At 30.0% G+C, this 26,462-nt stretch carries 23 protein-coding genes and 1 tRNA gene; 16 read left to right on the top strand and 8 right to left on the bottom strand.

Annotated elements, in window-relative coordinates; genetic code table 11:
• Positions 1 to 17: 17 nt before the first annotated feature.
• The 3 genes from eno (at position 18) to V3V28_RS11630 (ending at position 3,752) form a co-directional block, all read left to right on the top strand.
• The gene (gene eno / locus V3V28_RS11640) at positions 18 to 1,307 is read left to right on the top strand and encodes a phosphopyruvate hydratase (protein ID WP_331365189.1); all 1,290 of its coding nucleotides are present in this window, start codon (positions 18 to 20) and stop codon (positions 1,305 to 1,307) included.
• Positions 1,308 to 1,483: 176 nt separating this feature from the next.
• On the top strand, positions 1,484 to 2,770 hold the full coding sequence (locus V3V28_RS11635) for a citrate synthase (protein WP_331365188.1): 1,287 nt from the start codon (positions 1,484 to 1,486) through the stop codon (positions 2,768 to 2,770).
• Positions 2,771 to 2,837: 67 nt separating this feature from the next.
• Entirely contained in the window at positions 2,838 to 3,752 is a 915-nt protein-coding gene (locus V3V28_RS11630) for a dimethylarginine dimethylaminohydrolase family protein (protein ID WP_331365187.1), read from the top strand.
• A 1-nt stretch (position 3,753) separates the two neighbouring features.
• On the opposite strand, the gene V3V28_RS11625 is transcribed toward V3V28_RS11630, so the two are convergent.
• Complete coding sequence (locus V3V28_RS11625) at positions 3,754 to 4,317, bottom strand: hypothetical protein (protein WP_331365186.1); 564 nt, start codon at positions 4,315 to 4,317, stop codon at positions 3,754 to 3,756.
• A 163-nt stretch (positions 4,318 to 4,480) separates the two neighbouring features.
• Here V3V28_RS11625 and ctlX point away from each other — a divergent pair, with 163 nt between their 5' ends.
• Together ctlX and V3V28_RS11615 are read left to right on the top strand one after the other, a co-directional pair.
• On the top strand, positions 4,481 to 5,413 hold the full coding sequence (gene ctlX / locus V3V28_RS11620) for a citrulline utilization hydrolase CtlX (protein ID WP_331365185.1): 933 nt from the start codon (positions 4,481 to 4,483) through the stop codon (positions 5,411 to 5,413).
• 49 nt (positions 5,414 to 5,462) lie between these two features.
• Entirely contained in the window at positions 5,463 to 6,137 is a 675-nt protein-coding gene (locus V3V28_RS11615; RefSeq protein WP_331365184.1) for a PrsW family intramembrane metalloprotease, read from the top strand.
• Position 6,138: 1 nt separating this feature from the next.
• Here the strand turns inward: V3V28_RS11615 and pafA are convergent, their stop codons facing one another.
• Positions 6,139 to 7,779, bottom strand: coding sequence for an alkaline phosphatase PafA (gene pafA / locus V3V28_RS11610; RefSeq protein WP_331365183.1), 1,641 nt, complete (start codon positions 7,777 to 7,779; stop codon positions 6,139 to 6,141).
• 111 nt (positions 7,780 to 7,890) lie between these two features.
• Here pafA and V3V28_RS11605 point away from each other — a divergent pair, with 111 nt between their 5' ends.
• The 4 genes from V3V28_RS11605 (at position 7,891) to V3V28_RS11590 (ending at position 11,135) form a co-directional block, all read left to right on the top strand.
• Positions 7,891 to 8,631, top strand: coding sequence for an MlaE family ABC transporter permease (locus tag V3V28_RS11605; protein WP_331365182.1), 741 nt, complete (start codon positions 7,891 to 7,893; stop codon positions 8,629 to 8,631).
• On the top strand, positions 8,632 to 9,399 hold the full coding sequence (locus tag V3V28_RS11600; RefSeq protein ID WP_331365181.1) for an ABC transporter ATP-binding protein: 768 nt from the start codon (positions 8,632 to 8,634) through the stop codon (positions 9,397 to 9,399).
• Between the two features lie 60 nt (positions 9,400 to 9,459).
• Positions 9,460 to 9,532: transfer RNA gene (locus tag V3V28_RS11595), tRNA-Lys, on the top strand.
• 124 nt (positions 9,533 to 9,656) lie between these two features.
• Complete coding sequence (locus V3V28_RS11590) at positions 9,657 to 11,135, top strand: DUF389 domain-containing protein (RefSeq protein WP_331365180.1); 1,479 nt, start codon at positions 9,657 to 9,659, stop codon at positions 11,133 to 11,135.
• Between the two features lie 111 nt (positions 11,136 to 11,246).
• Here V3V28_RS11590 and V3V28_RS11585 read toward each other — a convergent pair whose 3' ends face one another.
• Both V3V28_RS11585 and V3V28_RS11580 read right to left on the bottom strand, forming a co-directional pair.
• Positions 11,247 to 11,753, bottom strand: coding sequence for a SprT-like domain-containing protein (locus tag V3V28_RS11585; RefSeq protein WP_442957530.1), 507 nt, complete (start codon positions 11,751 to 11,753; stop codon positions 11,247 to 11,249).
• A 204-nt stretch (positions 11,754 to 11,957) separates the two neighbouring features.
• The gene (locus V3V28_RS11580; RefSeq protein WP_331365179.1) at positions 11,958 to 12,638 is read right to left on the bottom strand and encodes an SDR family NAD(P)-dependent oxidoreductase; all 681 of its coding nucleotides are present in this window, start codon (positions 12,636 to 12,638) and stop codon (positions 11,958 to 11,960) included.
• A 64-nt stretch (positions 12,639 to 12,702) separates the two neighbouring features.
• On the opposite strand from V3V28_RS11580, the gene V3V28_RS11575 reads away from it, so the two are divergent.
• Both V3V28_RS11575 and V3V28_RS11570 read left to right on the top strand, forming a co-directional pair.
• Positions 12,703 to 13,986 (top strand): metal-dependent hydrolase family protein, encoded by a 1,284-nt coding sequence (locus tag V3V28_RS11575; RefSeq protein WP_331365178.1) that lies wholly within the window; start codon positions 12,703 to 12,705, stop codon positions 13,984 to 13,986.
• A gap of 69 nt (positions 13,987 to 14,055) precedes the next feature.
• Positions 14,056 to 15,069 (top strand): hypothetical protein, encoded by a 1,014-nt coding sequence (locus V3V28_RS11570; RefSeq protein ID WP_331365177.1) that lies wholly within the window; start codon positions 14,056 to 14,058, stop codon positions 15,067 to 15,069.
• Here the strand turns inward: V3V28_RS11570 and V3V28_RS11565 are convergent.
• Both V3V28_RS11565 and V3V28_RS11560 read right to left on the bottom strand, forming a co-directional pair.
• Positions 15,056 to 16,561: a hypothetical protein gene (locus V3V28_RS11565; protein WP_331365176.1), complete on the bottom strand. Its 1,506-nt coding sequence runs from the start codon at positions 16,559 to 16,561 to the stop codon at positions 15,056 to 15,058. The two genes, V3V28_RS11570 and V3V28_RS11565, sit on opposite strands and share 14 nt — an antisense overlap.
• 44 nt (positions 16,562 to 16,605) lie before the next feature.
• A complete protein-coding gene (locus V3V28_RS11560; protein WP_331365175.1) occupies positions 16,606 to 17,646 on the bottom strand; it encodes a glutaminyl-peptide cyclotransferase in 1,041 nt (346 codons plus the stop codon).
• 261 nt (positions 17,647 to 17,907) lie between these two features.
• Here V3V28_RS11560 and V3V28_RS11555 point away from each other — a divergent pair, with 261 nt between their 5' ends.
• The 4 genes from V3V28_RS11555 (at position 17,908) to V3V28_RS11540 (ending at position 21,241) form a co-directional block, all read left to right on the top strand.
• The gene (locus tag V3V28_RS11555) at positions 17,908 to 18,162 is read left to right on the top strand and encodes a type B 50S ribosomal protein L31 (protein ID WP_331365174.1); all 255 of its coding nucleotides are present in this window, start codon (positions 17,908 to 17,910) and stop codon (positions 18,160 to 18,162) included.
• Between the two features lie 250 nt (positions 18,163 to 18,412).
• Positions 18,413 to 19,921 carry an FMN-binding glutamate synthase family protein gene (locus V3V28_RS11550; protein WP_331365173.1) on the top strand — a complete coding sequence of 503 codons (1,509 nt, stop codon included), beginning with the start codon at positions 18,413 to 18,415 and terminating at the stop codon, positions 19,919 to 19,921.
• Positions 19,922 to 19,963: 42 nt separating this feature from the next.
• Positions 19,964 to 20,635: a methyltransferase domain-containing protein gene (locus V3V28_RS11545; RefSeq protein WP_331365172.1), complete on the top strand. Its 672-nt coding sequence runs from the start codon at positions 19,964 to 19,966 to the stop codon at positions 20,633 to 20,635.
• A gap of 177 nt (positions 20,636 to 20,812) precedes the next feature.
• Complete coding sequence (locus V3V28_RS11540; protein ID WP_331365171.1) at positions 20,813 to 21,241, top strand: FKBP-type peptidyl-prolyl cis-trans isomerase; 429 nt, start codon at positions 20,813 to 20,815, stop codon at positions 21,239 to 21,241.
• A gap of 266 nt (positions 21,242 to 21,507) precedes the next feature.
• Here the strand turns inward: V3V28_RS11540 and V3V28_RS11535 are convergent, their stop codons facing one another.
• Entirely contained in the window at positions 21,508 to 22,302 is a 795-nt protein-coding gene (locus tag V3V28_RS11535; protein WP_331365170.1) for an HNH endonuclease, read from the bottom strand.
• Positions 22,303 to 22,502: 200 nt separating this feature from the next.
• Positions 22,503 to 25,346, bottom strand: a complete 2,844-nt coding sequence (gene gcvP, locus V3V28_RS11530) for an aminomethyl-transferring glycine dehydrogenase (protein ID WP_331365169.1) — start codon at positions 25,344 to 25,346, stop codon at positions 22,503 to 22,505.
• Between the two features lie 165 nt (positions 25,347 to 25,511).
• Here gcvP and V3V28_RS11525 point away from each other — a divergent pair, with 165 nt between their 5' ends.
• Positions 25,512 to 26,333 carry a hypothetical protein gene (locus V3V28_RS11525; RefSeq protein ID WP_331365168.1) on the top strand — a complete coding sequence of 274 codons (822 nt, stop codon included), beginning with the start codon at positions 25,512 to 25,514 and terminating at the stop codon, positions 26,331 to 26,333.
• The last annotated feature ends 129 nt before the right edge of the window (positions 26,334 to 26,462 follow it).

The raw sequence follows: 26,462 nt of genomic DNA, 5'->3' as shown, positions 1-26,462 counted from the left end.
ATTAAAAAATAAATAAAATGAGCATTATAATTAGCGTTCACGCACGTCAAATTTTTGATTCAAGAGGTAATCCAACAGTAGAAGTAGATGTAACTACAGAAAACGGAATTTTAGGAAGAGCAGCAGTGCCTTCTGGAGCTTCAACAGGAGAACATGAAGCAGTAGAATTACGTGATGGTGGTAAAGATTACATGGGTAAAGGTGTTTTAAAGGCCGTTAAAAATGTAAATGAAATTATAGCACAAGAATTATTAGGAGTTCCTGTTTTTGAACAAAATTCTATAGATCAATTAATGATAGATTTAGATGGTACGCTAAATAAATCTAAATTGGGTGCAAACGCAATTTTAGGAGTTTCATTAGCAGTTGCAAAAGCAGCAGCTAATGAATTAGGAATGCCTTTATATAGATATGTAGGTGGTGTTTCTGCTAATACTTTACCATTACCAATGATGAATATCATTAATGGTGGTTCTCATTCAGATGCTCCAATCGCATTTCAAGAATTTATGGTAATGCCAGTTAAAGCTAAAACTTTTTCTGAAGCTATGAAAATGGGTTCTGAAATTTTTCATAACTTAAAGAAGGTATTGCATGATAGAGGTTTATCTACAGCAGTAGGTGATGAAGGTGGATTTGCACCTAATTTAGCTGGTGGAACAGAAGATGCTTTAGAAACAATTGAATTAGCAGTTAAAAATGCTGGTTATTCTTTTGGAGATGAAATTATGATAGCTTTAGATTGTGCTGCTGCAGAATTTTTTGTGGATGGAAAATATGATTATTCTAAATTTGAAGGACCAACAGGGAAAATACGTTCTTCTAGAGAACAAGCAGATTATTTAGCAGAATTAGTAGCTAAATACCCTATTCTTTCTATTGAAGATGGTATGGATGAAAATGATTGGGATGGTTGGAAATATTTGACTGAAAAAATCGGAGATAAAGTTCAATTAGTTGGAGATGATTTATTTGTAACAAATGTAGAACGTTTATCAAGAGGAATTGAAAACGGAATCGCAAATTCTATTTTAATTAAAGTAAACCAAATTGGAAGTTTAACAGAAACTATTGCAGCTGTAAACATGGCTAAAAATGCAGGTTTTACTTCTGTAATGTCTCATAGATCTGGTGAAACAGAAGACAATACAATTGCAGATTTAGCAGTTGCGTTAAATTGCGGACAAATTAAAACTGGTTCTGCATCTCGTTCTGATAGAATGGCGAAATACAATCAATTATTAAGAATTGAAGAAGAATTAGGTTCGGTGGCTTATTTTCCTGGACAGAATGCTTTTAAAATATAGTTTATAAAACTTTAAATTTGAAAGCCTCACAATTTTAATTGTGAGGCTTTTTTTATGGAATAAACTTATAAAAAAATGTTATTTAAAATTTTTAAAAATCTATTATAAGATAATTCAAAATTCTTTTAAAATTGGTATCTTCGTGGCATTAAGAAAATATACAAAAACTATTATAAATGTCAGATATAGCTAAATTACAAATTGGAGAAAATTCTTATGAATTTCCTCTTGTAAAAGGAACAGAAAATGAAGTTGCAATAGATATAAAATCTTTGCGTGGAGCTACTAATGGTGTTATTACAATAGATGCTGGTTTTAAAAATACTGGCTCTTGTGAAAGCGCTATTACATTTTTAGATGGTGAAAAAGGAATTTTAAGATATAGAGGTTATTCTATAGAAGAATTAGCAGACAAAGCAGATTTTTTAGAGGTTGCTTATGCTTTAATTTTTGGAGATTTACCAACAACAGCTCAATTAGAAAAATTTCATACAGATATAAAATTAAAATCTGTTGTAGATGATGATATTAAGAAAATTGTAGATGCATTTCCAAAGACTGCACATCCAATGGGTGTTTTATCTTCTTTAACAAGTGCATTAACAGCATTTAATCCTACTTCTGTAAATGTAGATTCAGAAGAAGAAATGTACAATTCAATCGTTAAAATTATGGGAAAATTCCCAGTTTTAGTTGCTTGGACTTTACGTAAAAAACAAGGCTTACCTTTAAATTATGGTTCAACATCTTTAGGATATGTAGAGAACATCTTACAAATGATGTTTGAGCAACCTAACGAAGAGTATAAGATTAATCCAATTATAAAAGATGCATTAGATAAACTTTTAATCTTACATGCAGATCACGAACAAAACTGTTCTACTTCTACGGTAAGAGTTGTAGGTTCATCTCATGCTGGTTTATTTGCTTCTTTATCTGCAGGGATTTCTGCACTTTGGGGACCACTTCATGGTGGAGCAAACCAAGCAGTTTTAGAAATGCTTGAAGCTATAAAGCAAGATGGTGGAGATACCAAAAAATATATGGCTAAAGCTAAAGATAAAAGCGATCCTTTTAGATTAATGGGCTTCGGACATAGAGTTTATAAAAACTTTGATCCTAGAGCTACAATTATTAAAAAAGCGGCAGATGAAGTATTAAATGAATTAGGTGTAGAAGACCCAATTTTAGATATTGCAAGAGCTTTAGAACAAGAAGCTTTAAGTGATCCTTATTTTGTAGATAGAAAATTATATCCAAACGTAGATTTCTATTCGGGTATTATTTATAGAGCAATGGGTATTCCTGTAGAAATGTTTACTGTTATGTTTGCTTTAGGTCGTTTACCAGGTTGGATTGCACAATGGAAGGAAATGAGATTAAACAAAGAACCAATAGGTAGACCTCGTCAAATCTATACTGGTGAAAATTTAAGACCTTTTCAAGAAATAGAAAAAAGATAAATTTAATTATTACATTTATACAAAATAAAAGCTTCATATATTATGAAGCTTTTTTTATCCCTTTTTTATGTTAGAACTCAATATTAAAAACGAAACTTCTCGATTAAGAGCAGTTGTTTTAGGTACCGCAAAAAGTAATGGAGGAACACCAAAGGTAGAAGATTGCTACGATCCTAAAAGTGTAATACATGTTTTGGCAGGTACATATCCAAAAGAAGAAGATATGATTCTAGAAATGGATGCAGTTGCAACTATTTTAAAGAAATATAATGTTACTGTTTATAGGCCAAATGAAATAGAAAATTACAATCAAATATTCTCTAGAGACATCGCTTTTGTTATTGATGATAAGTTTATAAAAGCAAACATTCTACCAGATAGAGATCAAGAAATTGATGCAGTTTCTGATGTTATTTATAATATAAACCCAGATAATATTATAAAGTTACCAGAAGAATGTCATGTTGAAGGTGGAGATGTAATGCCTTGGAATGATTATATTTTTGTTGGAACTTATTCAGGAGAAGATTATTCTGAATACATAACTGCTCGTACAAATATAGATGCAGTTATAGCATTACAAGAACTGTTTCCAGAGAAGATAGTGAAGTCTTTTGAGTTGAGAAAATCGAATACAGAAGCAAAAGAAAACGCGTTACATTTAGATTGTTGTTTTCAACCGATAGGAAAAAACAAAGCCATATTGCATAAAAAAGGTTTTTTAGTTGAAAAAGAATACGAATGGTTAGTTGATTTCTTCGGAAAAGAAAATATTTTTGAAATTACCAAGGAAGAAATGTATAACATGAATAGTAATATTTTTTCTATTTCAGAGGATGTTATAATTTCTGAAAAAAACTTTACACGTTTAAATACTTGGTTAAGAGAAAATGGTTTTACTGTTGAAGAAGTTCCTTATGCAGAAATTGCAAAACAAGAAGGTTTATTACGTTGTTCTACAATGCCTTTGATTAGAGATTAAATTATACATGGTGTTGTAAAACGTTTTTTATTCCGCTTTCAAATTCCATTTTTAGTTTATTTAATTTTCTTTTACTCGCAAACCAATGAAAAGGTGATGGCATTGAATGTAATCCGAAAGAAATACAATTAACTAAAATATCATTTCCATCAAAAAGTATTGTCAATTGTTTACCCCAATTTGTTCCAAAATCTTGCCAAGAAAAATTAATTATTAATATTTGTTGATTAATATCTGAAATATTCCACTTATTCTTTTCAGCAATCTTTTTTAGCAAACTTGAGTTTTTTCCTCTCGATATTCCTTTAATTCGATTTAATTTATACATATTAAAAATTGAATAAATCATAATTCCGCTTATTATATAAGTGAAAATTAGTAACAAAATTGAAAGTCCAATCGGTTCTTTTTTATTTAAATTTGAAAACAATTTCATTGTAGTCATAAATGGAAATATGCTTACAAGAGTTAAAGGAAGTAGGTATTCAAATAATTTTTCAATAAACCATTGTCTAGTTATTAACTTTTCAGCTTTTTTAGATATATTAAATGGAATTCTGTTCATTCAAATGTTTTATAACTTATTATGATATAAAATCGTTTTAATGTTTTATTTAAAGCGATAACGAAGTTAGTATTTTTTAAATATAGAAACAAACCAAATTAAGTTCACTAAAGTATATTATCATCAAAAAAAGAGCTAATTTTGTAGCTTATTTATATAATAAATGCAACAAACTACTAATACCATATTAATGATTCGTCCTATAAATTTTAGGATGAATGAACAAACTGCAGTAAATAATTACTTTCAAGAAGAAATTGATTTAAAAAATGCAGAAATTAATAAGAAAGCACAAGAAGAATTTGATGCATATGTATTTAAGCTGAAAAGTTTTGGTGTAAATGTTGTTGTAATTTCTGATACGGATAAATTTGATTCTCCGGATTCTATTTTCCCTAACAATTGGGTTTCTTTTCATGCTGATGGTACAGTAGCTTTGTACCCAATGTTTGCAGAAAACAGACGTTTAGAACGTAGAGAAGATATTCTAGAGGAATTAGAAAAGCAAAACTTTGTAATAGAAAATGTTGTAGATTATACTTCTGCTGAAGATGAAGGAGTCTATTTAGAAGGAACCGGAAGTATTCTTTTAGACAGAGTTAACAGAAAAGCTTATTGTGCATTATCAGCTAGAGCAGATGAAGAATTGTTTATAGAATTCTGCGAAGATTTTGAATATACGCCAGTAGTTTTTATTGCAAACCAAACTGTAAATGAAAAAAGAGTTGCTATTTATCACACTAATGTAATGATGTGTGTGGCAGAAACATTTGCTGTAATTTGTTTAGAAACCATAGATGATAAATCCGAAAGAAAAAATGTATTAAAACATTTAAAAGAAGACGGTAAACAAATAATTGATATTACTGAAAAACAAATGCACAGTTTTGCCGGGAATATGTTGCAAGTTCGTGGAGAGAATGATGAATTATTGTTAATAATGAGTAAAGCTGCTCATGACTCTTTAACTCAAAGTCAAGTTTCAAAAATAAGTAACCATTGTAAAATAGTTTCTAGTTCTTTAGAAACAATAGAAACTTGTGGTGGTGGAAGTGCACGTTGTATGATGGCGGAAGTTTTTTTACCAAAATCTTAATTTTCAATTTTTAAAAATAAAAAAGTTCTTTTTTTGATATATTTACAAAATGAACTTACTACTATTAGCTATTGCACCCATAACAATTGTAATTCTTTATATTTATTTTAAGGATAAATTTGAGAAAGAACCAATTCAATTTTTATTCAAAAATTTTTTATTAGGTGCAACTGCAAGTATTTTACTTACTTTTATTTTAGGTTATTTTGCAAGCAGGTTAATTCCGTTAGTTGATACTAAAAGTATTTTTCAGCAATTTCTACAAGCTTTTATTGTAGTAGCTTTGGTAGAAGAATTCTCTAAATACGTAATTGTAAAATATTATGCTCAAAGAAATAAAGAATTCAACGAACCTTTTGATGGTATTGTATATGCTGTAATGGTTTCTATGGGTTTTGCAGCTTTAGAAAACGTATTGTATGTTTTTCAACATGGTGTTGAAACCGGGATATTGAGAGCCTTTACAGCTGTTCCTGCACATGCAACTTTTGCAATTTTAATGGGTTATTTTATGGGGAAAGCAAAGTTTTCTAAAAATAGAGCTGCTTTAAACCTAACAGGGCTTTTATCTGCAACGTTGTTTCATGGAGCTTATGACTTTTTCTTGTTTATTGATTTTATTCCAGGAATTTCTATTGGTGCATTTGTGTCTTTAATTATTGGAATTGTTCTTTCTAACAAGGCGATTAAGAAACACCAAAATAGTTCTGTTTTTAAAGTTTAGTTTACTTTTTTAAAGCTTCTTCAATTACTTTTCCAGAAGTACCATTTGGCGCTTCAATTTGTAATAAATTTGAAATGGTTGGTGCAATATCAATAATTTCATATTTATTTGAAGAACGACCTTTTTTAATTCCGTTTCCATAGAAAATTATTGGAACGTGTGTGTCATAAGAGTATCCAGAACCGTGGCTTGTACCTTTTCTACCAGAAATTAAAGTAGCAGGATATGGCACCATAAAAACATCTCCAGAAAATTTTTGATTGTATCCATTTTGAAGAGAATTCATAATTCCGTCTGTAAAAGTTGTTGTTTGTAATGTTCTTGCTGTAACTGCTTTGTATACTCCATTAAAATTCATTACTTCATCTGCTAATTTTTGGGCAACATTATTAAGATTTAATCCTAAAGATTCTATTTTATCTTTATCAAGAAATATTTGATAGTTAGAAACGTTTTCAATCAATTCAGTAGAATTATAATATTTTTTAGTGGTTTCTAAAATAAAGGCTCTAAACTTTTTTATGTCTAAATAATGTGCCGGAATTTTTAAAGACTGTAAATATGATGGTGCATGAACCGCAGCATGATCTGCAGTTAAAAATAAAGTGTAATTGTCTTTACCTACTTGTGTGTCTAAAAACTGAAAGAAACCTGCTAAATCTTTGTCTAAACGTAAGTAAGTATCTTCAGTTTCTATAGCTGCAACGCCATATCTATGACCTATATAATCTGTAGAAGAAAAACTAACGGTTAATAAATCTGTGTATTCAGATTTACCTAAATTTTCACCAATAATAGTCGCTTTTGCAAAATCTGCTGTAAATGTATTTCCAGCAGGAATTGTTTTTATCAAAGAAAAATTTCCGTTTTTCTCACGTAAATTTTTAATGTCTTTTGGGAATGTTGGTGATTCTTGACCTCTAATTTTTCCTTCAAAAATATTGTTATCAGACCTGCTTTGGGTATAGGTTTTAATATCGTACAAAGTTTCCCAAGGCTGATTTAAATATTCGTCAGCTTTATTATTCTCGTTGAAGTCTTTTACCCATTTCGGAAGATTTTTCATGTAAAAAGTACTAGAAACAAATGTGTTATAATCATCTCCATCATACCAATACGCTGCATTTGCAGTATGACCAACTGGTAATATTGCAGAACGATCTTTTATAGAAATACCAATAGTTTTTCCTTGCATATTTTGCGACAAGTGTAGCTGATCTGCTATAGTCGTTGTGTATAACCTAGAAGGAGATTTTTGTCCGTAAACACCTTTGTTTCCAACAGTTTTATAATTGTTGTCATCTACACAATAAATTGATTTTTTTAAAAGTTTATCATACCAATTGTTAGAAATAATTCCATGATTACTGGGAGTTGTACCTGTAAAAATAGAAGCATGTCCAACTGCGGTATAAGTTGGTATGTAATTATAATGTGCATTTTCTAATGAGAACCCGTTGTTTAAGATTCTATTAAAACCATCTTTTCCATACCTATCTGCATAACGAGTTAAATAATCATACCTCATTTGGTCAATAACAATTCCTACAACCAATTTTGGCTTTTTATTAATTGTTTCTTTTGGTTTACATTCAAAAAGTGTTAGTAAAGTAATTATTGAAAGAAAGAATATTTTTTTCATTTTGAATAGAATGAGTTATTATCTATCAAAAGTAATTATTTTTTATTTTGATACCTATAAGTTTACCTTCAATTAATGATATTTTAATACTTTAGCATAAAATTAGATTGAATGAAATACCTTGAAGATATTGGTAAATATTTTGTGATGCTTGGGCAGGTTTTTAAAAAACCGCAAAAGGGTAAGGTTTTTTATGAAACTTTGGTGAAAGAAATAGAAGAGCTTGGTGTTAAATCTCTAGGTATAGTAATGTTTATTTCTTTTTTTATTGGCGGCGTAATTGCATTACAAACAGCTTTAAATTTAGAAAGCCCTTTTATTCCTAAATCCTTAATTGGTTTTGCAGCAAAACGCTCAATTATTTTGGAGTTTGCGCCAACTTTTTGTTCTATTATTTTAGCAGGAAAAGTTGGTTCTTATATAACTTCTAGTATTGGTACTATGCGAGTTACAGAACAGATAGATGCTTTAGAAGTTATGGGTATAAATTCATTGAATTTTCTTGTGCTTCCTAAAGTAATAGCAACAGTATTTTTCTATCCTTTTTTAATTGCTTTAGCAATGATTTTAGGAATTTTTGGAGGCTGGCTTGCAGGAGTTTTATCAGGTTTATTTACGGCTACTGATTATGTGGTAGGAATTCAAACTACATTTGATCCTTTTTTAATTAAGTATGCTATGATTAAGACATTGGTTTTTGCGTTTTTAATTGCAACGGTTCCTTCTTTTCATGGTTATTATGTAAAAGGTGGTTCTATTGCGGTTGGTAAGGCAAGTACACAAGCAGTAGTTTGGACAACCGTTTTAATAGTTATATTTAATTATATTTTAACAGAAATGCTACTAACATAAATGATAGAAGTTAAAAATTTACATAAAGGTTTTGGAGATGTTAAAGTATTAAAAGGTATTTCAACTTCATTTCATCCTGGAAAAACAAGTTTAATTATTGGACAAAGTGGATCAGGAAAAACAGTTTTTTTAAAATCTCTTATTGGATTACATACTCCAGAGGATGGTACTATTTCTTTTGATGGAAAGGTAAATACTAAATTCACTAATGAAGAAAAAAGACAATGGAGGCAAGAAATTGGTATGGTTTTTCAAGGAAGTGCTTTGTTTGATTCTCAAACAGTAGAAGAAAATGTAATGTTTCCTTTAAAAATGTTTAAAAACCAATCTCAAAAAGAAATGTCAGAACGTGTAAATTTTGTTTTAGATAGAGTTAATTTACAGAATTCGAATAAGAAATTTCCAGCAGAACTATCTGGTGGAATGCAAAAAAGAGTTGCAATAGCTAGAGCAATTGTAATGAAACCAAAATATTTGTTTTGTGATGAGCCAAACTCTGGTTTAGATCCTCAAACAGCAATAGTAATTGATAATTTAATTCAAGAAATAACAGACGAATACAAAATTACAACAGTAATTAATACGCATGATATGAACTCTGTTATGGAAATTGGAGAAAAAATTGTCTTTTTAAAAAACGGCAAAAAAGCATGGGAAGGTAGCAGTAATGAAATATTTAAAACTGATAATGAAGCCGTTGTAGATTTTGTATATTCTTCTAATTTATTTAAGAAAGTTAGAGAAGCATATTTAAATGAAAAAAAATAAAAATAAATTTGTTTTATCTAAAATAAGATATATATTTGCAGCCGCTTAAAACGCAATATTGACCTGGTAGCTCAGTTGGTAGAGCATCTCCCTTTTAAGGAGAGGGTCCTGGGTTCGAGCCCCAGCCCGGTCACAAAAAGCTTCACAATTCTGTGAAGCTTTTTTCTTTTTTAGAGATGTCATTTTTTAGAATTTAATTTTTATAGCCAGTTTTAATTTTTTGTATCTTTCCAACGATTTTTTAGTAATAATATAGAATGGAAGAAAACAAAATAAAGGAAGAAGCTGTAGAGCAATCTAAAATAGAAATGAAAGAGGGTGCTAAAGGCCTATTTGCAAGTATTAAAAGATATTTAAAAGAACTTTTAGATTTTAGACACGATACAGATCACGAGGCAACAATAGAAGCTATAAAGGCAGATATTCCATTTAAAGGAGCAACTGCATGGATTCTTATTTTTGCTGTCTTTGTGGCTTCTATAGGTTTAAATGCAAATTCAACAGCTGTTGTTATTGGAGCCATGTTAATATCTCCACTAATGGGGCCAATTTTAGGTATTGGGAGTGCATTTGCTATTAATGATATAGAAGTTTTTAAAAAGTCTTTAGTAAGTTTAGCAACAATGATTGTTTTAAGTTTGTTAGCTTCTTTTATATTTTTTTATTTTTTTCCATTAAGTGAAGATACTTCAGAGTTACTGGGTAGAACAAAACCAGATATTAGAGATGTGTTAATTGCATTCTTTGGTGGTCTTGCACTTATGGTTGCTAGAACAAAAAAAGGAACTGTGGCTTCGGTAATTTTTGGAGTTGCAATTGCAACAGCTTTAATGCCGCCATTATGTACTGCAGGTTATGGTTTAGCAAAAGGTTTTTCAGGTGAATCTATAGGGTTTACATATGCTATTGGCGCAATGTATCTATTTACTATTAATACTATTTTTATTGCATTAGCAACTTTCTTGGTTTTAAAACTGTTAAGTTTTCCGATGCATAAATATGCTAATGCGGCAAAAAGGAAGCGATATGCTACAGTAGCAACTGTTGTAGGTATTTTGGTTATGATTCCTGCAATGTATACTTTTATTAGTGCTTTAAATGAAAGTAGAATGAGTTCAGAATTAAAAAGATTTGTAAAAATTGAAATTAAAACCAATGATAATTTGCAATTAATAGAACATGAATCTTTGATTTCTAACAAGATATTAAAACTAAATTTCTTTAATGAAGTGCCAGAAAGTACAGTGAATGCTTTGTATAATCAATTAAGAAATGATCTTCAATATAAAAATATAAAAGAATTTAAATTAGATATTAAAGGAAGTGATACAAAGAGTTTTGATTTAATTACTATAGCTTATAATGAAAAAAGACAAGAGTTAACAGAAAGCAAAAACATAATCACTGGTTTGCAAAAACAAATTGAAGGTTTACAGGAAACTATAACTTCTTTAAACCAGCGTATAGAACAAGATGCAAGTAATAAATATAAAAAAGTTATTGCCTTTAGTAGAATTGCAAAAGATGCAAAAATAAGATATAGTGATATTGAAGAAATAGGTTTTGCAAGTGTTTTATCATCCAAAGATTTTATTAAAATTGATACAATTCCAGTAGCAACCATAAAATGGAATTTAAAATTACCCGATAGTATTATTTCACCAAAAGAAAGGGAATTAAGAAGTTGGTTACAAAAAGAGATGGAATTAGATACACTGTTTATAAAACGTGATTAGAAAAAACACATAAAAAAAGCTTCCATTTGGAAGCTTTTTTTATGCGTTTTAATTTATTTATAATTAAATGAACAGAACAACATTGCAAGCCATAATAATTGTGTAATAATTTTACTGTTCGTTATAAATTTTCACTTCTATATTTTGATTGAACAAGTATACTTTTTTTGTGCTCATATTCAAACATTCATACCTTGTTCTTCGTTTGTTTCCTCTTTTATAGATTGTGTTTTTAAAAACAAAAAGATTTCCAAACGGAATGTCAAAGATAAAGTTCTTTCCTGATTCTGCTACACTTCCACGTAAAACTAATGATAAGTTAACATCTGAATCTGTACTAGCTTTTGGGTTCTTTAAATAATTAGCTAAATAAGGAAGCATTTCATTTGGATAAATATCAGGATGCAGAAAAGGAAGCATTAAATGTTGAAAAACAGCTTTCCATTCCATTCCATGAGGTTGTACGCGTCCAAATTTTTGATGCGTAACATGATGTGCAATTTCATGCACTAACGTTAATAAAAATTGAAATTTATTAAGGTTATTATTAACAGTAATCTGAAACCGTCCATTTGGTAAGCTCCTAAAATCACCGTGTTTTGAAGCACGTTGATTCACAATTTTTAAACTGAAATTGTGTTCATTTATTAAGAATTCTACAAACGGAATTGCTTTTTTAGGAACAAATGAAGCCCACCCTAACCCTCCCGAAAGGGAACTTTCACTGTTGCTCGAAAATTTATCTTTACTAGAAATAATATGTTTTTTTATTTGTTTTTATTAAGTCTGTTTTCTCTTCTCTTTTGGAAGAATAAGATGTGCTTAAGGATTTGTTGATGAAACTTGCAATACTTTTCCGTTATAAAACTTATTTCCTGTTAAAGAAAAATCAAAAATATAATTAGCCATTTCTTCTGCACTTGTTGGTGCAATATAACCAGGAAAAGCTTCTTCTAACATTTCTGTTTGCACTGCGCCTAAAGCCAAAATATTAAATGCAATTTGTTGTTCTTTATATTCTTCAGCAAGTAATTCCGATAAAGTAATTACGGCACCTTTTGCTGATGAATAAGCGGCTAACCCAGGGAACTTCAGGCTTCCTTGAATTCCACCCATAGAACTTATAGTAACAACATGGCTTCCTTTTTGTAAAAACGGAATTAAATGTTTTGTCAATTCTGCAACTGCAAAAACATTTACTTTATATACTTCTAAAAAATCATCTGAAGTTAATTCTGTAAAAGGTTTGTTTATTAATTTTCCTGCATTATTTATTAAAACATCTACTTGTTTCCAATTAGAATTTATAAATGAAACTGCTTTCTTAATATCATCTGTTTTTGATAAATCTACAGAAAGTGTAGTGATGTTTTTATGATTAAAATTTTCTAAAGGTTTTGTATTACGAGACAACGCTAAAACTCGGTGCCCTTTTTCTGCAAATTGTTTTGCAAGTTCAAAGCCGATACCTCTGCTTGTACCTGTAATAACAATGTTTTTCATATTCTTATATTTAAAGAAGCAATTTACTCAATTTTTCATACATTTAAAGTCAAAATTCTTACAAATGAAAAAATCACTATTTCTTTTTATTGCCATTCTTTTTATACAACCTTTAATGGCTCAAACAACTTATGTTTTATGTGGAAAATTAGTTGACACTAAAACAGGTAAAGTAGAAACAGAAAAAACAATTATTGTTGAAGGAAACAAAATTAAAAATGTGATGGATGGCTATATAATGCCAAGAAGCAAAACTGCAAAAACCATAGATTTAAGAGACAAAGTTGTAATGCCAGGTTTAATTGATTTTCATGTTCATATAGAAATGGAATTTGATGCAAGAACAAGATTAAATAGATATATAAATAATGAAGCAGATGTTGCTTTTAATTCAGTTGGTTTTGCAAAATCTACGTTGTTAAACGGATTTACAACCGTTAGAGATTTAGGAGGAACTGGTGTAAATATTTCAATTAAAAATGCAATAGATACAGGTAAAATTCCTGGACCAAGAGTTTTTACAGCTGGAAAATCTTTAGCAACAACTGGTGGTCATGCAGATCCAACAAACGGAAGTAGTAGAAAGTTAATTGGTAATCCTGGTCCTAAAGAGGGCGTTGTAAATTCTGTTGAAGATGCAAAAAAAGCAGTGAGACAACGATATAAAAACGGAGCAGATTGTATTAAAATTACTGCAACTGGTGGTGTTTTAAGTGTTGCTAAATCTGGTGATAATCCGCAATTTACAATTGAAGAAATAAAAGCAATTTGCGATACTGCAAAAGATTACGGAATGCATGTTGCCGCGCATGCACATGGAGATGAAGGAATGAGAAGAGCAATTATTGGTGGTGTAAAAACGATTGAACACGGAACTTATATGAGTGGTGCAACCATGGAACTCATGAAAAAATATGATGCCTATTTAGTGCCAACAATTACTGCTGGAAAAGAAGTCGAAGAAAAGGCGAAAATAAAAGGGTTTTATCCTGCAATTGTAGTTCCTAAAGCGTTGGCTGTTGGTCCACAAATTCAGGGAACTTTTGCAAAAGCATACAAAAAAGGAGTTGGAATTGCATTTGGAACTGATGCAGGAGTTTTTAAACACGGAAACAACGGAAAAGAATTTGGTTTTATGGTGGAAGCTGGAATGCCAGCAATGGAAACAATACAGTCTGCAACCATTACAAATGCCATGTTGTTAAAAATGGAAAACGAAATCGGACAAATACAAAAAGGTTTTTTTGCAGATATTATAGCTGTTGATGAAGATCCTACAAAAAATATTTCTACAATGGAAAATGTAGTTTTTGTAATGAAAGATGGTGTTGTTTATAAGAAAAATTAGTTGTTAAATAATGTAACAAAACCTTCTAAATAACTACTAATTGATAGAAGTAATTAAAATAGGTTTACGATGTTAAATAAAATTAATTTACAAAGTAGTTTAGCCGTTTTCGGAGTTCCAATATTAATGATTTTGTCTCTGTTTTTATTAACGAAATCAACTTGGTTTTCTAATTACCCAAAAGAACTTTCAATAGGAATTACTTTAGACTTACTATTTACAATTCCGTTAACTTATTTTTTTATTATTCGCAAAAAAGCAGTACCTAAAATTACTATAGTTTCTTTGTTTGTTATAGGTTTGGTGGTCTCAAGTTTTATCTTACCAGAAAGTCAGCAAACTCTTTTAGCGCAAATTAAAACCTATTTTTTTCCAATTGTAGAACTAGGTATTTTAATTTTTCTAATTATTAAAATTAGAAAAATAGTTAAAGAATTTAAAAAGCAAAAAATAACTAATTTAGATTTTTTTGACGCTGTAAATATCGCTTGTAAAGAAAGTTTTCCTAACAAAATAGCTTCACTTTTAGCTACTGAAATAGCAGTAATCTATTATGGTTTTTTTCTTTGGAAGAGAAGAACTCTAAAAGAAAACGAGTTTACAAATTATAAAGAAAGTGGATTAATTTCCATTTTAGTAGGATTGTTATTAGTCATTTTTATTGAAACTTTTGCAATCCATAAGTTTTTAGAAAGTAAGAGTTTTATTGTTGCATGGCTGTTAACAGTAACAAGCATTTATACAGCTTTACAGATAATTGCATTGATAAAGTCATTAACAAGAAGACCATTTATTGTAGATTCTTTAAACAAGCAAATTCTTCTTCATTTTGGTTTTTTTGGTAAAGCAATTATCCCATTTGAGTTAATAGAAAATTTAGTAGTTAGTGCTAAAGATTTACCAGAAGATAAAAGTATTGTTTCTTTTTCTCCTTTAGGTGATTTAGGTGGTCATAACGTAATTATTCATCTAAATAAGGAGATTGAATTTGAGAGTTTTTACGGATTCAAAAAATATGCAAAGTCATTAGCAATTTCTGTAGATGATAAAAATACTTTTATTGAATTAATTAATCAAAAGTAATATGTTGGTAGGCACCAATATCTGGAGATGCACTTCGAGTAATACCTAAAATATCTTCAGAAAAAGAAGTTGAGGTCGCTTTGTTGTTAGCGTCAGAATCATCACCAATAATGAAGTCTTCTTTTTGAGTATCTCTAAAATCTGCGTTACCATTTCTGATAATATTCTGATAATTAGCACTTGTAAAATCCATTTCAGCGTTACCGTCAAAAGAATTGTTAGAATCTGTAAACTGAATCATAGAATTACTAATGTTGTAGTTGAATAAACTTCCATCCACTTTATCGAGTAAAAACTCAATATTGTTGTTTCCATCAAAAATACAATTGGTAAAGTTTGCCGCTTTTAAATCTCTAGTTTCTGTAACTTCTTGTCCGCTTGCGTTTAAATACGTAAAATGATTATTTACTAAAACTGCAGGCAATTGTCTAATTCCGCTATTCCAATAATTTGCAAAAGTACTGTGTGTAAAATTATAAGTTCCGCCAATAGTTGCTGCCAAAGAAGCCTGACCAGCAGAACCAATTACTACGTTATGCGCTTCAATATTTGTTTCTCTAGCTAAAATTCCATAGTTAGAATTGTTGTAAATTTCTGTGTTTTGAAGTTTTAAAGTTGGAGTAGAAGCAGACCCAATACTATCAATTAAAATTCCGATAATACCGTTTTTAATTTGAGTATGATAAATTTCATTGTCTTTACTTCCTGCTCGCATCCAAATAGTTCCCCATTGTCCAGGAATTGTACTAAAAGAATGTTCTAATCGATCACCTTCAAAAATTACTTTTTCGGTTAAAGTTCCGTTTACTTTTAAAGTAGCTTTGTCATCTACAATTAAACCAGAATTATTATGAAAATGTATTTTCGCGCCAGCTTCAATAGTTAAGGTTTTATTTTCTGGTACTGCTGCATAACCATAAATAACTGTTGGTTTTGCATTTGTAAAAGTCAATTCTGTATCTGTTAAAAAACGACCTTTAATAGTAGTTGGTTTTCCATCCAAAGTCAAGCTATCAATCTTCATTGAAATTGCGTCTTTACCAGGGAAAATAAAATTAGCATCTTGCACTAAAGTAACCAAATCTACATCTTGTTGGTTGGTTCCATTGTCAAATAAAATACGATCTGAATATAAAGGATTAGGTATGTTTGCAGCGTTAATTGTAGTTTCAACAAAAACATACATACTGTCTTTTGCTAAAATATCTATGTCATTAAATTCTTTTCCAGGAATACCGTCAACATTTAATCTATAATTAGAAGAAACTCCGTTTTCTAAAGCAATTTTAGGAATTGTAATGCTATTATTTCCTCTATTATAAACTTTTAAATTATAGGTAGCAGAACCAATATTTGTAAAAATGGTGTCTAAAAAAACAGTGTCTTTAGAAAACTCTAAACTTCCAAAACTCGGAATGGTATCAAAGTTTTTTCTACAAGAACTTATAGAAATTATAAGAACACAAACTAGAAAAGTTAATAAGTAACGCATATATTAATTTTGTATAAAAATAGAACTATAATTTTAGAAGTTTATTACTTTTTAATCAATTCAATTTCAAAAAGTTTCCCCCAATGTTTACCCGTTACAAAAAGCCTTTTGTTTTCAGCATCGTAAGCAATCCCGTTTAAAACTTCATCTTGTGCAACTAACTTTTGTGTTTTGCTCATTTCTTTTTCTAAACCAGATAAATTTGCAACCCCCAAAACAACCCCAGAACTTGGGTCAATAATTACCATTGCATTTTTTTGGTATTTATTAGCGTAAATTTCACCTTCAACTAATTCTAATTCGTTTAGATTATCCAGCGCATATTTATTTGTATATACTTGAATAGAACGTTTCTCTTTTTTAGTTTTTGGATCTAAAAACCAAATTTTATTAGTTCCATCAGATTTTATCAATTCAGTTTCGTTGTGTGTTAAACCCCAACCTTCTTTACTTTTATTGTATGCAAATTCCTTTTCTTGTTTAAAGGTTTCTAAATCGTAGACAAAACCTTTTTTGCCTTGCCAAGTTAACCAAATGATTTTATTGTTTAAAATGGTCATTCCTTCACCAAAATATTTTTTGTCTAAATCTATTTTTTGTAAAACTTTTCCTGTCTTTATTTCTACTTTTCTTAAAGTAGATTGACCTCTATGACCTGTAGTTTCATAAAGAAAACCATCATGATATTCTAAACCTTGCGTATAAGCTTTTGTGTCATGCGGATATTCATTAACAATTTTATAACCATATACAACAGGCGCTTTATCTGCTAAAACTTCAAAAGAATTGTTTTCTTTTTTTGAACTTTCAGGATAAAAGACCAAAGCAGAAACAGCATGTTTACCAATTCCATAATCTACGGTATTTAAAGTTACAGAATTTCCTTCCGAAGAAATTTCTTTTCCGTTTACAAAAAACTGAACCTTATTTATAAGTAAATTATTTTTCTCCTTTAAAGTAATGGTAATCGTTTTGTTTAAAGTTGTCTTTTTAGGAGTTTCTAAAGTGAACTTGTAATCGTCTGAACAAGACGTCATCAAAAACAAAAAAGCGAAAAAGGAAATTAAAATTGTATTATTCTTCATTATCTGTATAAATTTCAGTGTTTTAAAAAGTAAATATTCAAAAAAAAAGTGGCAAAAAACAATTTTTAAAGCCTAAAAGAACCTTAATTCTGCATAAAGTGTGTTTTAGAGTAAATAAAAACAATATATTTATTTGTTAATTAAAAAATATGATTAAATTTGCATCCTCAAAATAGTAAACAACAACTATTTAGAGAACCGAGTAAGCTTTACCAACTTTACTCATGCAAACATAACATTAAAGTATTAAAATATAATAAAATGAGAAAAGGAATTCATCCAGAAAATTACAGAATGGTAGCTTTTAAAGACATGTCTAATGAAGACGTATTTTTAACTCGTTCTACTGTAGACACTAAAGAAACGTTAGAAGTTGATGGTGTTGAGTATCCTTTAGTAAAATTAGAGATTTCAAGAACATCTCACCCATTTTACACTGGTAAATCTAAACTTATCGATGCTGCAGGACGTATTGACAAGTTCAAAAACAAATACGCAAAATTCAAAAAAGAGTAATTTTTTTAGAATTTTAAAGATATTAAAAACTCCAACATTTATTTGTTGGAGTTTTTTTTGTTCAGAACCTACTAGCTTCTGTATCTTTTTTCTTTGGGCGTTTCCTTTCAGGTCGGGTTTTACACTATATCTTTTTGCGAAAAGCAAAAAGGATGTCGTTTCAACCCCTAACGCAAAACTATTTGTAAGACTATTGCAAAATATCGCACTAAATGATTATTTTTAACTTCTATAAAATGATACAGTAATAATGAGAAATACCATACTTACAATTTTTATTGGAATCACCATTGCGTTTGGTGTACTTGTCTATTTTATTCCACAAATAGGTACTATTATTTTGTTATCCATTTCAGGATTATTATCAATAATAGCCATTTATGATAGTATACAAACACAGCACTCCTTATTAAGAGCATTTCCATTAGTAGCTCGTTTGCGTTGGTTGTTTGAAGAAGAAAGAGATAAAATTCAACAATATTTTATAGAAGACAATTTAAACGGTACGCCAATCAATAGAGAAAAAAGAAGTGTGGTGTATCAACGCGCAAAATTAGAAAAAGATACGGTTCCTTTTGGTACACAACATAATGTATATGCTAAAGGATATGAGTTTGTAAAACATTCTTTATTTCCTAAAGATCATCATCATATAGAAGGAGAAAAAGTTGTTTTTGGTTCAGATAAATGTGCACAAAAATACGAAAGCTCTATCATTAATATTTCTGCAATGTCTTTTGGTTCTTTGAGTAAAAATGCAATTATGGCATTAAACCAAGGTGCAAAAATGGATAATTTTGCACACAATACAGGTGAAGGCGGAATTTCTCCATATCATTTACAAGGTGGAGATTTAATTTTTCAAGTAGGAACAGGTTATTTTGGAGCGGGAAAATCTGTAAACGGACAACGTGTTTTTGATGATGCAATTTTTAAAGAAAATGCAATCAGACCAGAAGTAAAAATGATTGAAATTAAGTTTTCTCAAGGAGCAAAACCTGGTCATGGTGGAATTTTACCAGCAAAGAAAAATACCGAAGAAATTGCAAAAATTAGAGCAGTTGAACCTTTTACTCAAGTAGATTCGCCACCAAGTCATTCTGCTTTTTCAGACTTTGAAGGCATGATTACTTTCATTCAAAAAGTGAGAGAATTGTCTGGCGGTAAACCTGTAGGAATTAAGTTTTGTGTAGGTAATAATGAAGAAATTGAGGAAATGTTTAAAGCATTTTCAGACACTAATAACTATCCAGATTTTGTTTCTATAGATGGTGGAGAAGGTGGTACAGGCGCTGCGCCACTAGAATTCACCAATTATATTGGTACACCATTAGTAGAAGGTTTGGTTTTTGTAAATAAGTTATTGGTAAAATATAAGTTGAAAAATCAGATTAAAATTATTGCAAGTGGAAAAGCAGTTGATGCTTTCGATATTATTAGGTATGTTGCTTTGGGTGCAGATGCAATTGGTATGGCAAGAAGCTTTATGTTAAGTTTAGGTTGTATACAAGCAAGAGAATGTAATTTAGATACTTGCCCAGTTGGTGTTGCTACACAAGATAATGATTTGGTAAAAGCATTAGTAGTCGAAAAGAAAAATGTACGAGTAAAAAACTACCATAGCAAAACAATTACTGCGGTAAAAGAAATTACTGCTGCAATGGGTGTTGCATCTATTGCTGATATTAAACCAGATGATGTTTTTAGACGTAGAAAAGATGAAGAAATTGTAAGTCTTAAAGAAGTGTATTATAATTAATCTTCTGTTGTCATTCCTGTGAAAATAGGAATCTAATTTTTTATGAATAACAAAGAAACTAAAGCAATTAAAAAACCATGGCCAACTAAAGCTGCTATGGAGCAGGTTTATGAATTAAAACTTTGGGGAGATAATGCAACTAATTTTTATTCTGGAGCAGGATCTCATCAACAAGAAATTATAGTACCTTATATAAATGCAGTAACAACTTTTTTAACTTCTTTTAAAAACCCGTTGGTAGTTTGCGATTTAGGTTGCGGAGATTTCAACATCGGTAAACAACTTGTAGAACATTCAAAAAAGTACATTGCTGTTGATATTGTAACAAATTTAATAGACTATAACAAAAAGAACTTTCAAGAAGAAAATCTTGAATTCCATTGTTTAGACATTGCAAAAGACCAATTGCCTTCTGCAGATTGTGTATTATTAAGACAGGTTTTACAACATCTTTCAAATGCGGAAGTGCAAAGTATTGTTGGTAAATTAAAAGACTTTAAATATGTTATTTTAACAGAGCATTTACCAGCAGGAAATTTTATACCTAATAAAGATATTATATCCGGACAAGGAATACGGATTAAAAAGAAAAGCGGTATTAATTTATTAGTCGCGCCTTTTAACTTTAAAGTAATTGAAGAAACACAATTGTTTACTGTAGCATTAAATGATAATAAAGGTGTTATTGTAACAACACTATATCAAACTTTTTAAGAAGTTTATTCCCTGCTTTTTGTGACATACATTTCTATTTAACTGACATAGTTACCGATTAATTTACCTTTTACCTTTTGGCTTGGTTTTGGCAATTATAAAAACTGTAAAACGGAAGCAAAATAGGTGCCGCATAAGAATTGTGCAAAGCGTATTTTTAAAAATTAATAATAGAGTATGAGTCAAGTAAAAGAGAACAACACGGTAAAAGTAAATTACACAGGTAAATTATCTAATGGGGAGGTTTTTGATACTTCTGAAGGAAAAGAACCAATTGAATTTAAATTAGGAGAAGGAAGATTAATTCCTGGTTTTGAGAAAGGTTTAATTGATATGAAATTGAATGAAAAGAAAACGATAGAAATTGCCAAAGCAGATGCTTATGGTGATGTAAACCAAGATTTAATTCAAGAAATTAAGAAAGCACAATTGCCACAAGATATGGCACCAGAAGTTGGTATGGGTTTAATTTCTAAAACACCAGACGGGCAAGAAATAAATTTAGTAGTTGTTGAGGTAAAAGAAGATAGTGTTATTATAGATGGTAACCACCCTTTAGCAGGTAGAGATCTTGTTTTTGACCTTGAAGTTGTTGAAATAAAATAAGTAACATACCTTATTTATAATAAAAAACCTGATATCATTTGTTTTACAAATGGTATCAGGTTTTTTTGTTTTTTGGCGTTAAATAAACTTATAAAATATTTATTTTAGGAAATTATTTTTCACATTCGCTAACGTGTTTGTGTATGATTTGTGGCGTGTTCTAGCACCTAATTTAGTAAATAATAACCGAATAGAAAATCCGCGAGGATTTTCGTAAGTAGGCGAGAACTAGCCATTAATTATACACGGTGTTGTGTGCAGTAATTTTAAATGTTTATTTTTAATTCAATTTCATAATCTTTTTCATTCATTGTAAATTTAATTATTTCATTTGAATGTTCGTTGATTTTTAAATCTCCTAAATCAAATTCCTTATGATGATTTGGACAAAGTAGAATTATATTTTCAAGACTTTCATTTCCTTTTTCTCTTTTTGCTTTTATGTGACAAGCTTCAATGTATTTCGTTCCGTCTTTTTTTCTTATAAATTCTCCACATATTTGACATTCATTTTTTCTCAAAATTTTTATTAAAGCGATTGCTTTGTTGTCTCTCTTGTATTTCTTTTGATTAATAATGATTTCCTCTGTTTCAAATTTAGGAAGATTATCTAATTCAATTTTTATTTCTCGTCTTGATTTTTCTTTAAAAGATTCAATAATTTCATTCTGTTCAATTTCATTTCTTTCAAATTCAGAAATATCTTTTTTATAGAGTTCTAAATATTCAGCATAAATTTTCCTTAAAGTCACTTTTGAGTCTTTATTTGCAATTTTTATATAATCAATATGCTGTTTTAAACTATTTAGTGCTTTAAATAAATTTTCATTTCCATAATCCCTTTTTATAAATTCTAAAAAGTTCCTAAAAATTACATTTGATGTAGTTCTTTTAATTACTTCTCCTTCAAAAAGTTTTGGATAAATAGATGTTACTATTATATTCGAATAACTCTCGCTTAAATCTGTTTCTTGTGTAAGTCGTAAAATTCCATCTTTTTTAGTAATTTTCCCTTCATATATTCTTTTTGAAATGGAATAAATTATTTCTTCTCTTTTCATAAATAACTTTCAATTCTGGAATTTCGTTCTTTATTGCACACAACGTTAACACGAATATGACGTCGTTTTAATGACTTATATTCGTAGTTAGCGAAGTTCGGTATTTTTAAATAGAAAATCAAGAGGGAAAACACCTGTTTGTTCAAAAATAAAAACCCCACTAAAAGTGAGGTTTTAAAATACTTAAAAACACTGCGTGTTTACATATAATCTTCTATTGGGTTACAAGAACAAATTAAGTTTCTGTCTCCAAAAGCATCATCTACTCTTCTAACAGAAGGCCAAAATTTGTTATCGGCAATGTATTCTAAAGGAAAAGCAGCTTGCTTACGTGTGTATGGTAAAGTCCAATCATCCGCAGTTAACATTTCTTGTGTATGCGGTGCATTTTTTAAAGGATTGTTTTCGTTTTCTTTTGTAGCTTCAGAAATCTCTTTTCTAATAGAAATCATGGCATCACAAAAACGATCTAATTCCGCAATAGATTCAGATTCTGTTGGTTCTATCATCATGGTTCCACCTACAGGAAAAGAAACGGTTGGAGCATGAAAACCATAATCCATTAAACGTTTTGCAATGTCTACAACTTCAATTCCGTTTTGTTTAAAACCACGGCAATCAATAATCATTTCGTGCGCCGCTCTGTTCTTTTCACCAGTATATAAAGTTGGGTAATGTCCGTTTAAACGCTCTTTAATATAGTTAGCATTCAAGATGGCATTCTTTGTAGAATTTGTCAACCCGTCTGCACCTAACATAGTAATATATCCGTAAGAAATTAAGCAAGCCAAAGCAGAACCCCAAGGCGCTGCAGAAATTGCTGTAATCGCTTTTTCGCCACCAGTTGCTACTAAAGGGTTTGTAGGTAAAAACGGTACTAATTGCGGAGCCACACAAATTGGGCCAACTCCAGGACCACCACCACCATGTGGAATTGCAAATGTTTTGTGCAAGTTTAAGTGACAAACATCTGCACCAATAGTTGCAGGATTTGTTAAACCAACTTGTGCGTTCATGTTTGCGCCATCCATATAAACTTGTCCGCCATTATCATGAATAATCTGTGTAATTTCCATAATTGCTTTTTCATAAACTCCGTGTGTAGAAGGATAGGTAACCATTAAAGCAGATAAGTTGTCTTTGTGTAAAATTGCTTTTGCACGTAAATCTTCAACATCAATATTCCCTTTTTCATCTGTTTTGGTAACTACCACTTTCATACCTGCCATTACAGCAGAAGCAGGGTTTGTACCGTGTGCAGAAGCAGGAATTAAACAAATATTTCTGTTGGTATCTCCATTAGATTCATGATAGGCTCTAATAGTCATTAAACCAGTAAATTCACCTTGTGCACCAGAATTTGGTTGTAAAGATGTACCCGCAAAACCAGTAATAATATTTAATTGATGTTCTAATTTCTTTAAAACTTCTTGATATCCTTCCGCCTGATTTAAAGGCACAAATGGGTGAATGTTTCCCCATTGAGGATTGCTTAAAGGCAACATTTCTGAAGCTGCATTTAATTTCATGGTACAAGATCCTAAAGAGATCATAGAATGATTTAATGCTAAATCTTTACGTTCTAATTTCTTTATATAACGCATCATGTCAGTTTCTGACTGATACGTGTTAAATATTTCGTTCTCTAAAAACGGCGTATTTCTTAAAACGGAATCTATAATTTTTACATCAGAAGTAAATTCAGTAACTGTAATGTCTTTTACGTTGAAAGCTTGCTCAAAACAATCTATAATTGCGTTTAATTCATTTAAACTAACGGTTTCATTTACAGAAATTGAAACATGGTTGTCATCAATATAGTTAAAGTTAATTCCGTTAGCTTCAGCTACAGGTTTTAATATGTTTGCTTCAACTTCAATTAAAAGAGTGTCAAAAAACGAAGTGTTTTTTTGAGTAAAACCTAAATTAGATAAAGAATTTGCTAATGTATTTGTTGCACTGTGAACTCTATTCGCAATATATTTTAAACCATCTTTTCCATGGTAAACAGCATACATACCAGCCATAACTGCTAATAAAACTTGGGCAGTACAAATGTTAGAAGTCGCTTTTTCTCTTTTAATATGTTGCTCTCTGGTTTGCAAAGCCATTCTTAAAGCACGCTTTCCGTTTTTGTCTTTGGTAACACCAATAATACGCCCAGGAATACTTCTTTTATATGCTTCTTTGGTTGCAAAATATCCTGCATGAGGACCACCATAACCTAACGGAATTCCAAAACGTTGTGTAGTTCCTACAACTACATCAACACCAAATTCTGCAGGCGTTTTTAATTTTACCAATGATAAAATATCTGCAGCAACGGCTACTTTTATATTGTTCTCGTTTGCTTTTGCAACGAAGCTTTCATAATCATAAACCTGACCATGTTTTCCTGGATATTGTAAGATTGCACCAAAAAAGTCATCAGCAAAATCGAATTCTTCATGATTACCAATTACTAATTCTATACCAATAGGATTAGAACGTGTTTGTAAAACAGATAAAGTCTGCGGTAAAATTTCTTCGGAAACAAAGAATTTATTCGCTCCTGCTTTTTTCTTTGCTCTTTCTCTAACATTAAATAATAATGCCATTGCTTCTGCAGCAGCAGTACTTTCGTCTAAAAGAGATGCATTTGCAAGTTCCATTCCTGTTAAATCGCAAACCATAGTTTGGTAATTTAACAACGCTTCTAATCTACCTTGTGCAATTTCTGCTTGGTAAGGTGTATAAGCGGTATACCAACCCGGATTTTCTAAAATATTACGTTGAATAACACTTGGCACAATTGCTTCATGATACCCAAGACCAATATAACTTTTAAACACTGAATTTTTTTCAGACAATTCTTTAATATGCGCTAAATACTCATATTCGCTCATTGCTGGCTCTAAATTTAATTCGCCTTTTAAACGAATGTCATCAGGTACAGTTTCGAAAATTAGTTGATCTAAATCATTGGCATTAATAGTTGCCAACATTTTTTCTTGTTCTTTTTGGTTAGGACCAATATGTCTTAATTGAAACGAATTTGTATTCATTTTTTAGTTGTTAATTGTTGCTAATTTCAATCGATTTAGTAATGCTTTTTAATGCGTTTCAAAAGTAGGAATTTTAATAGATTATTTATTGCCCAAAATGAGATAAAAAACAATTAATTATTAACTAAAAACAAAGGTTATGAACAGAAAGTTTATTTTTGTAAAATGAGGTTTTTAAAATTGATATTAGATTTTTACTTAAATGCGAGTATACACGTAGCTTTTTCTGTGTTTGCTTTGGTAAGAATTACCGAATTTTATTTTGATTTGCCTTTTAATGCAAATCGAGATTATTTTATTTTCTTTAGCACAATTACAGGTTACAATTTTGTAAAATTTGCAGGTGTAGCAAAATTGCATCACAGAAGTTTAACAAACGGATTAAAAACTATTCAAATATTTTCTTTTTTATGCTTTTTGGCAATGTGTTATTTTGCTTATCAAATTTCCCTTAAAACATTGTTGTATTGTATCCCTTTAGAAATGTTAACCTTGTTATATGCAATTCCTTTTTTAAGTGGATTTCATAAAAATTTAAGAGAAGTTAGCTTTCTAAAAATAGTAGTTGTAGCTTTAGTTTGGGCTGGTTTTACGGTGTTGATACCTGTTTTAGATTCCGGTGCTAAAATTACTTTAAATGTTGTTTTTTTAGCGATTCAACGTTTTTTAATTGTAGTTGTTTTAATACTTCCTTTTGATATTAGAGATGTAAAGTACGATGCGATTTTTCTACAAACAATTCCTAAAAAAATAGGAGTAGAAAAAACCAAAAAATTAGGTTTAACCTTAATGATTTTTGCACTCGTTTTAGAGTATATATTTTCTCCTTTGACTATTATAAAAACACCTTTTATGATTTTCTTTTTTATAGTAATTATTTTACTAATGAGAGCAAAAATTGAGCAACCTAAATACTATAGTTCTTTCTTGGTTGAAGCATTGCCAATTGTTTGGTTGTTACTTCTTTTAGGATTTCATAATTTTTAAGTAGAAAATATTTTGTTTTGGTAATGTTTTTTAATAATAATACTAAATAAAACAGATATCGTAAAACTATAAAATAGCTTCTTAATTCCCTACTATATTTGTAGATTTACAGTCTATAAATCAACCAAT

Source organism: Polaribacter sp., assembly GCF_036480315.1.
GTDB lineage: Bacteria > Bacteroidota > Bacteroidia > Flavobacteriales > Flavobacteriaceae > Polaribacter.
Note: the sequence above shows the minus strand (reverse complement) of the source record. Positions and strands in the feature narration are given on the sequence as shown.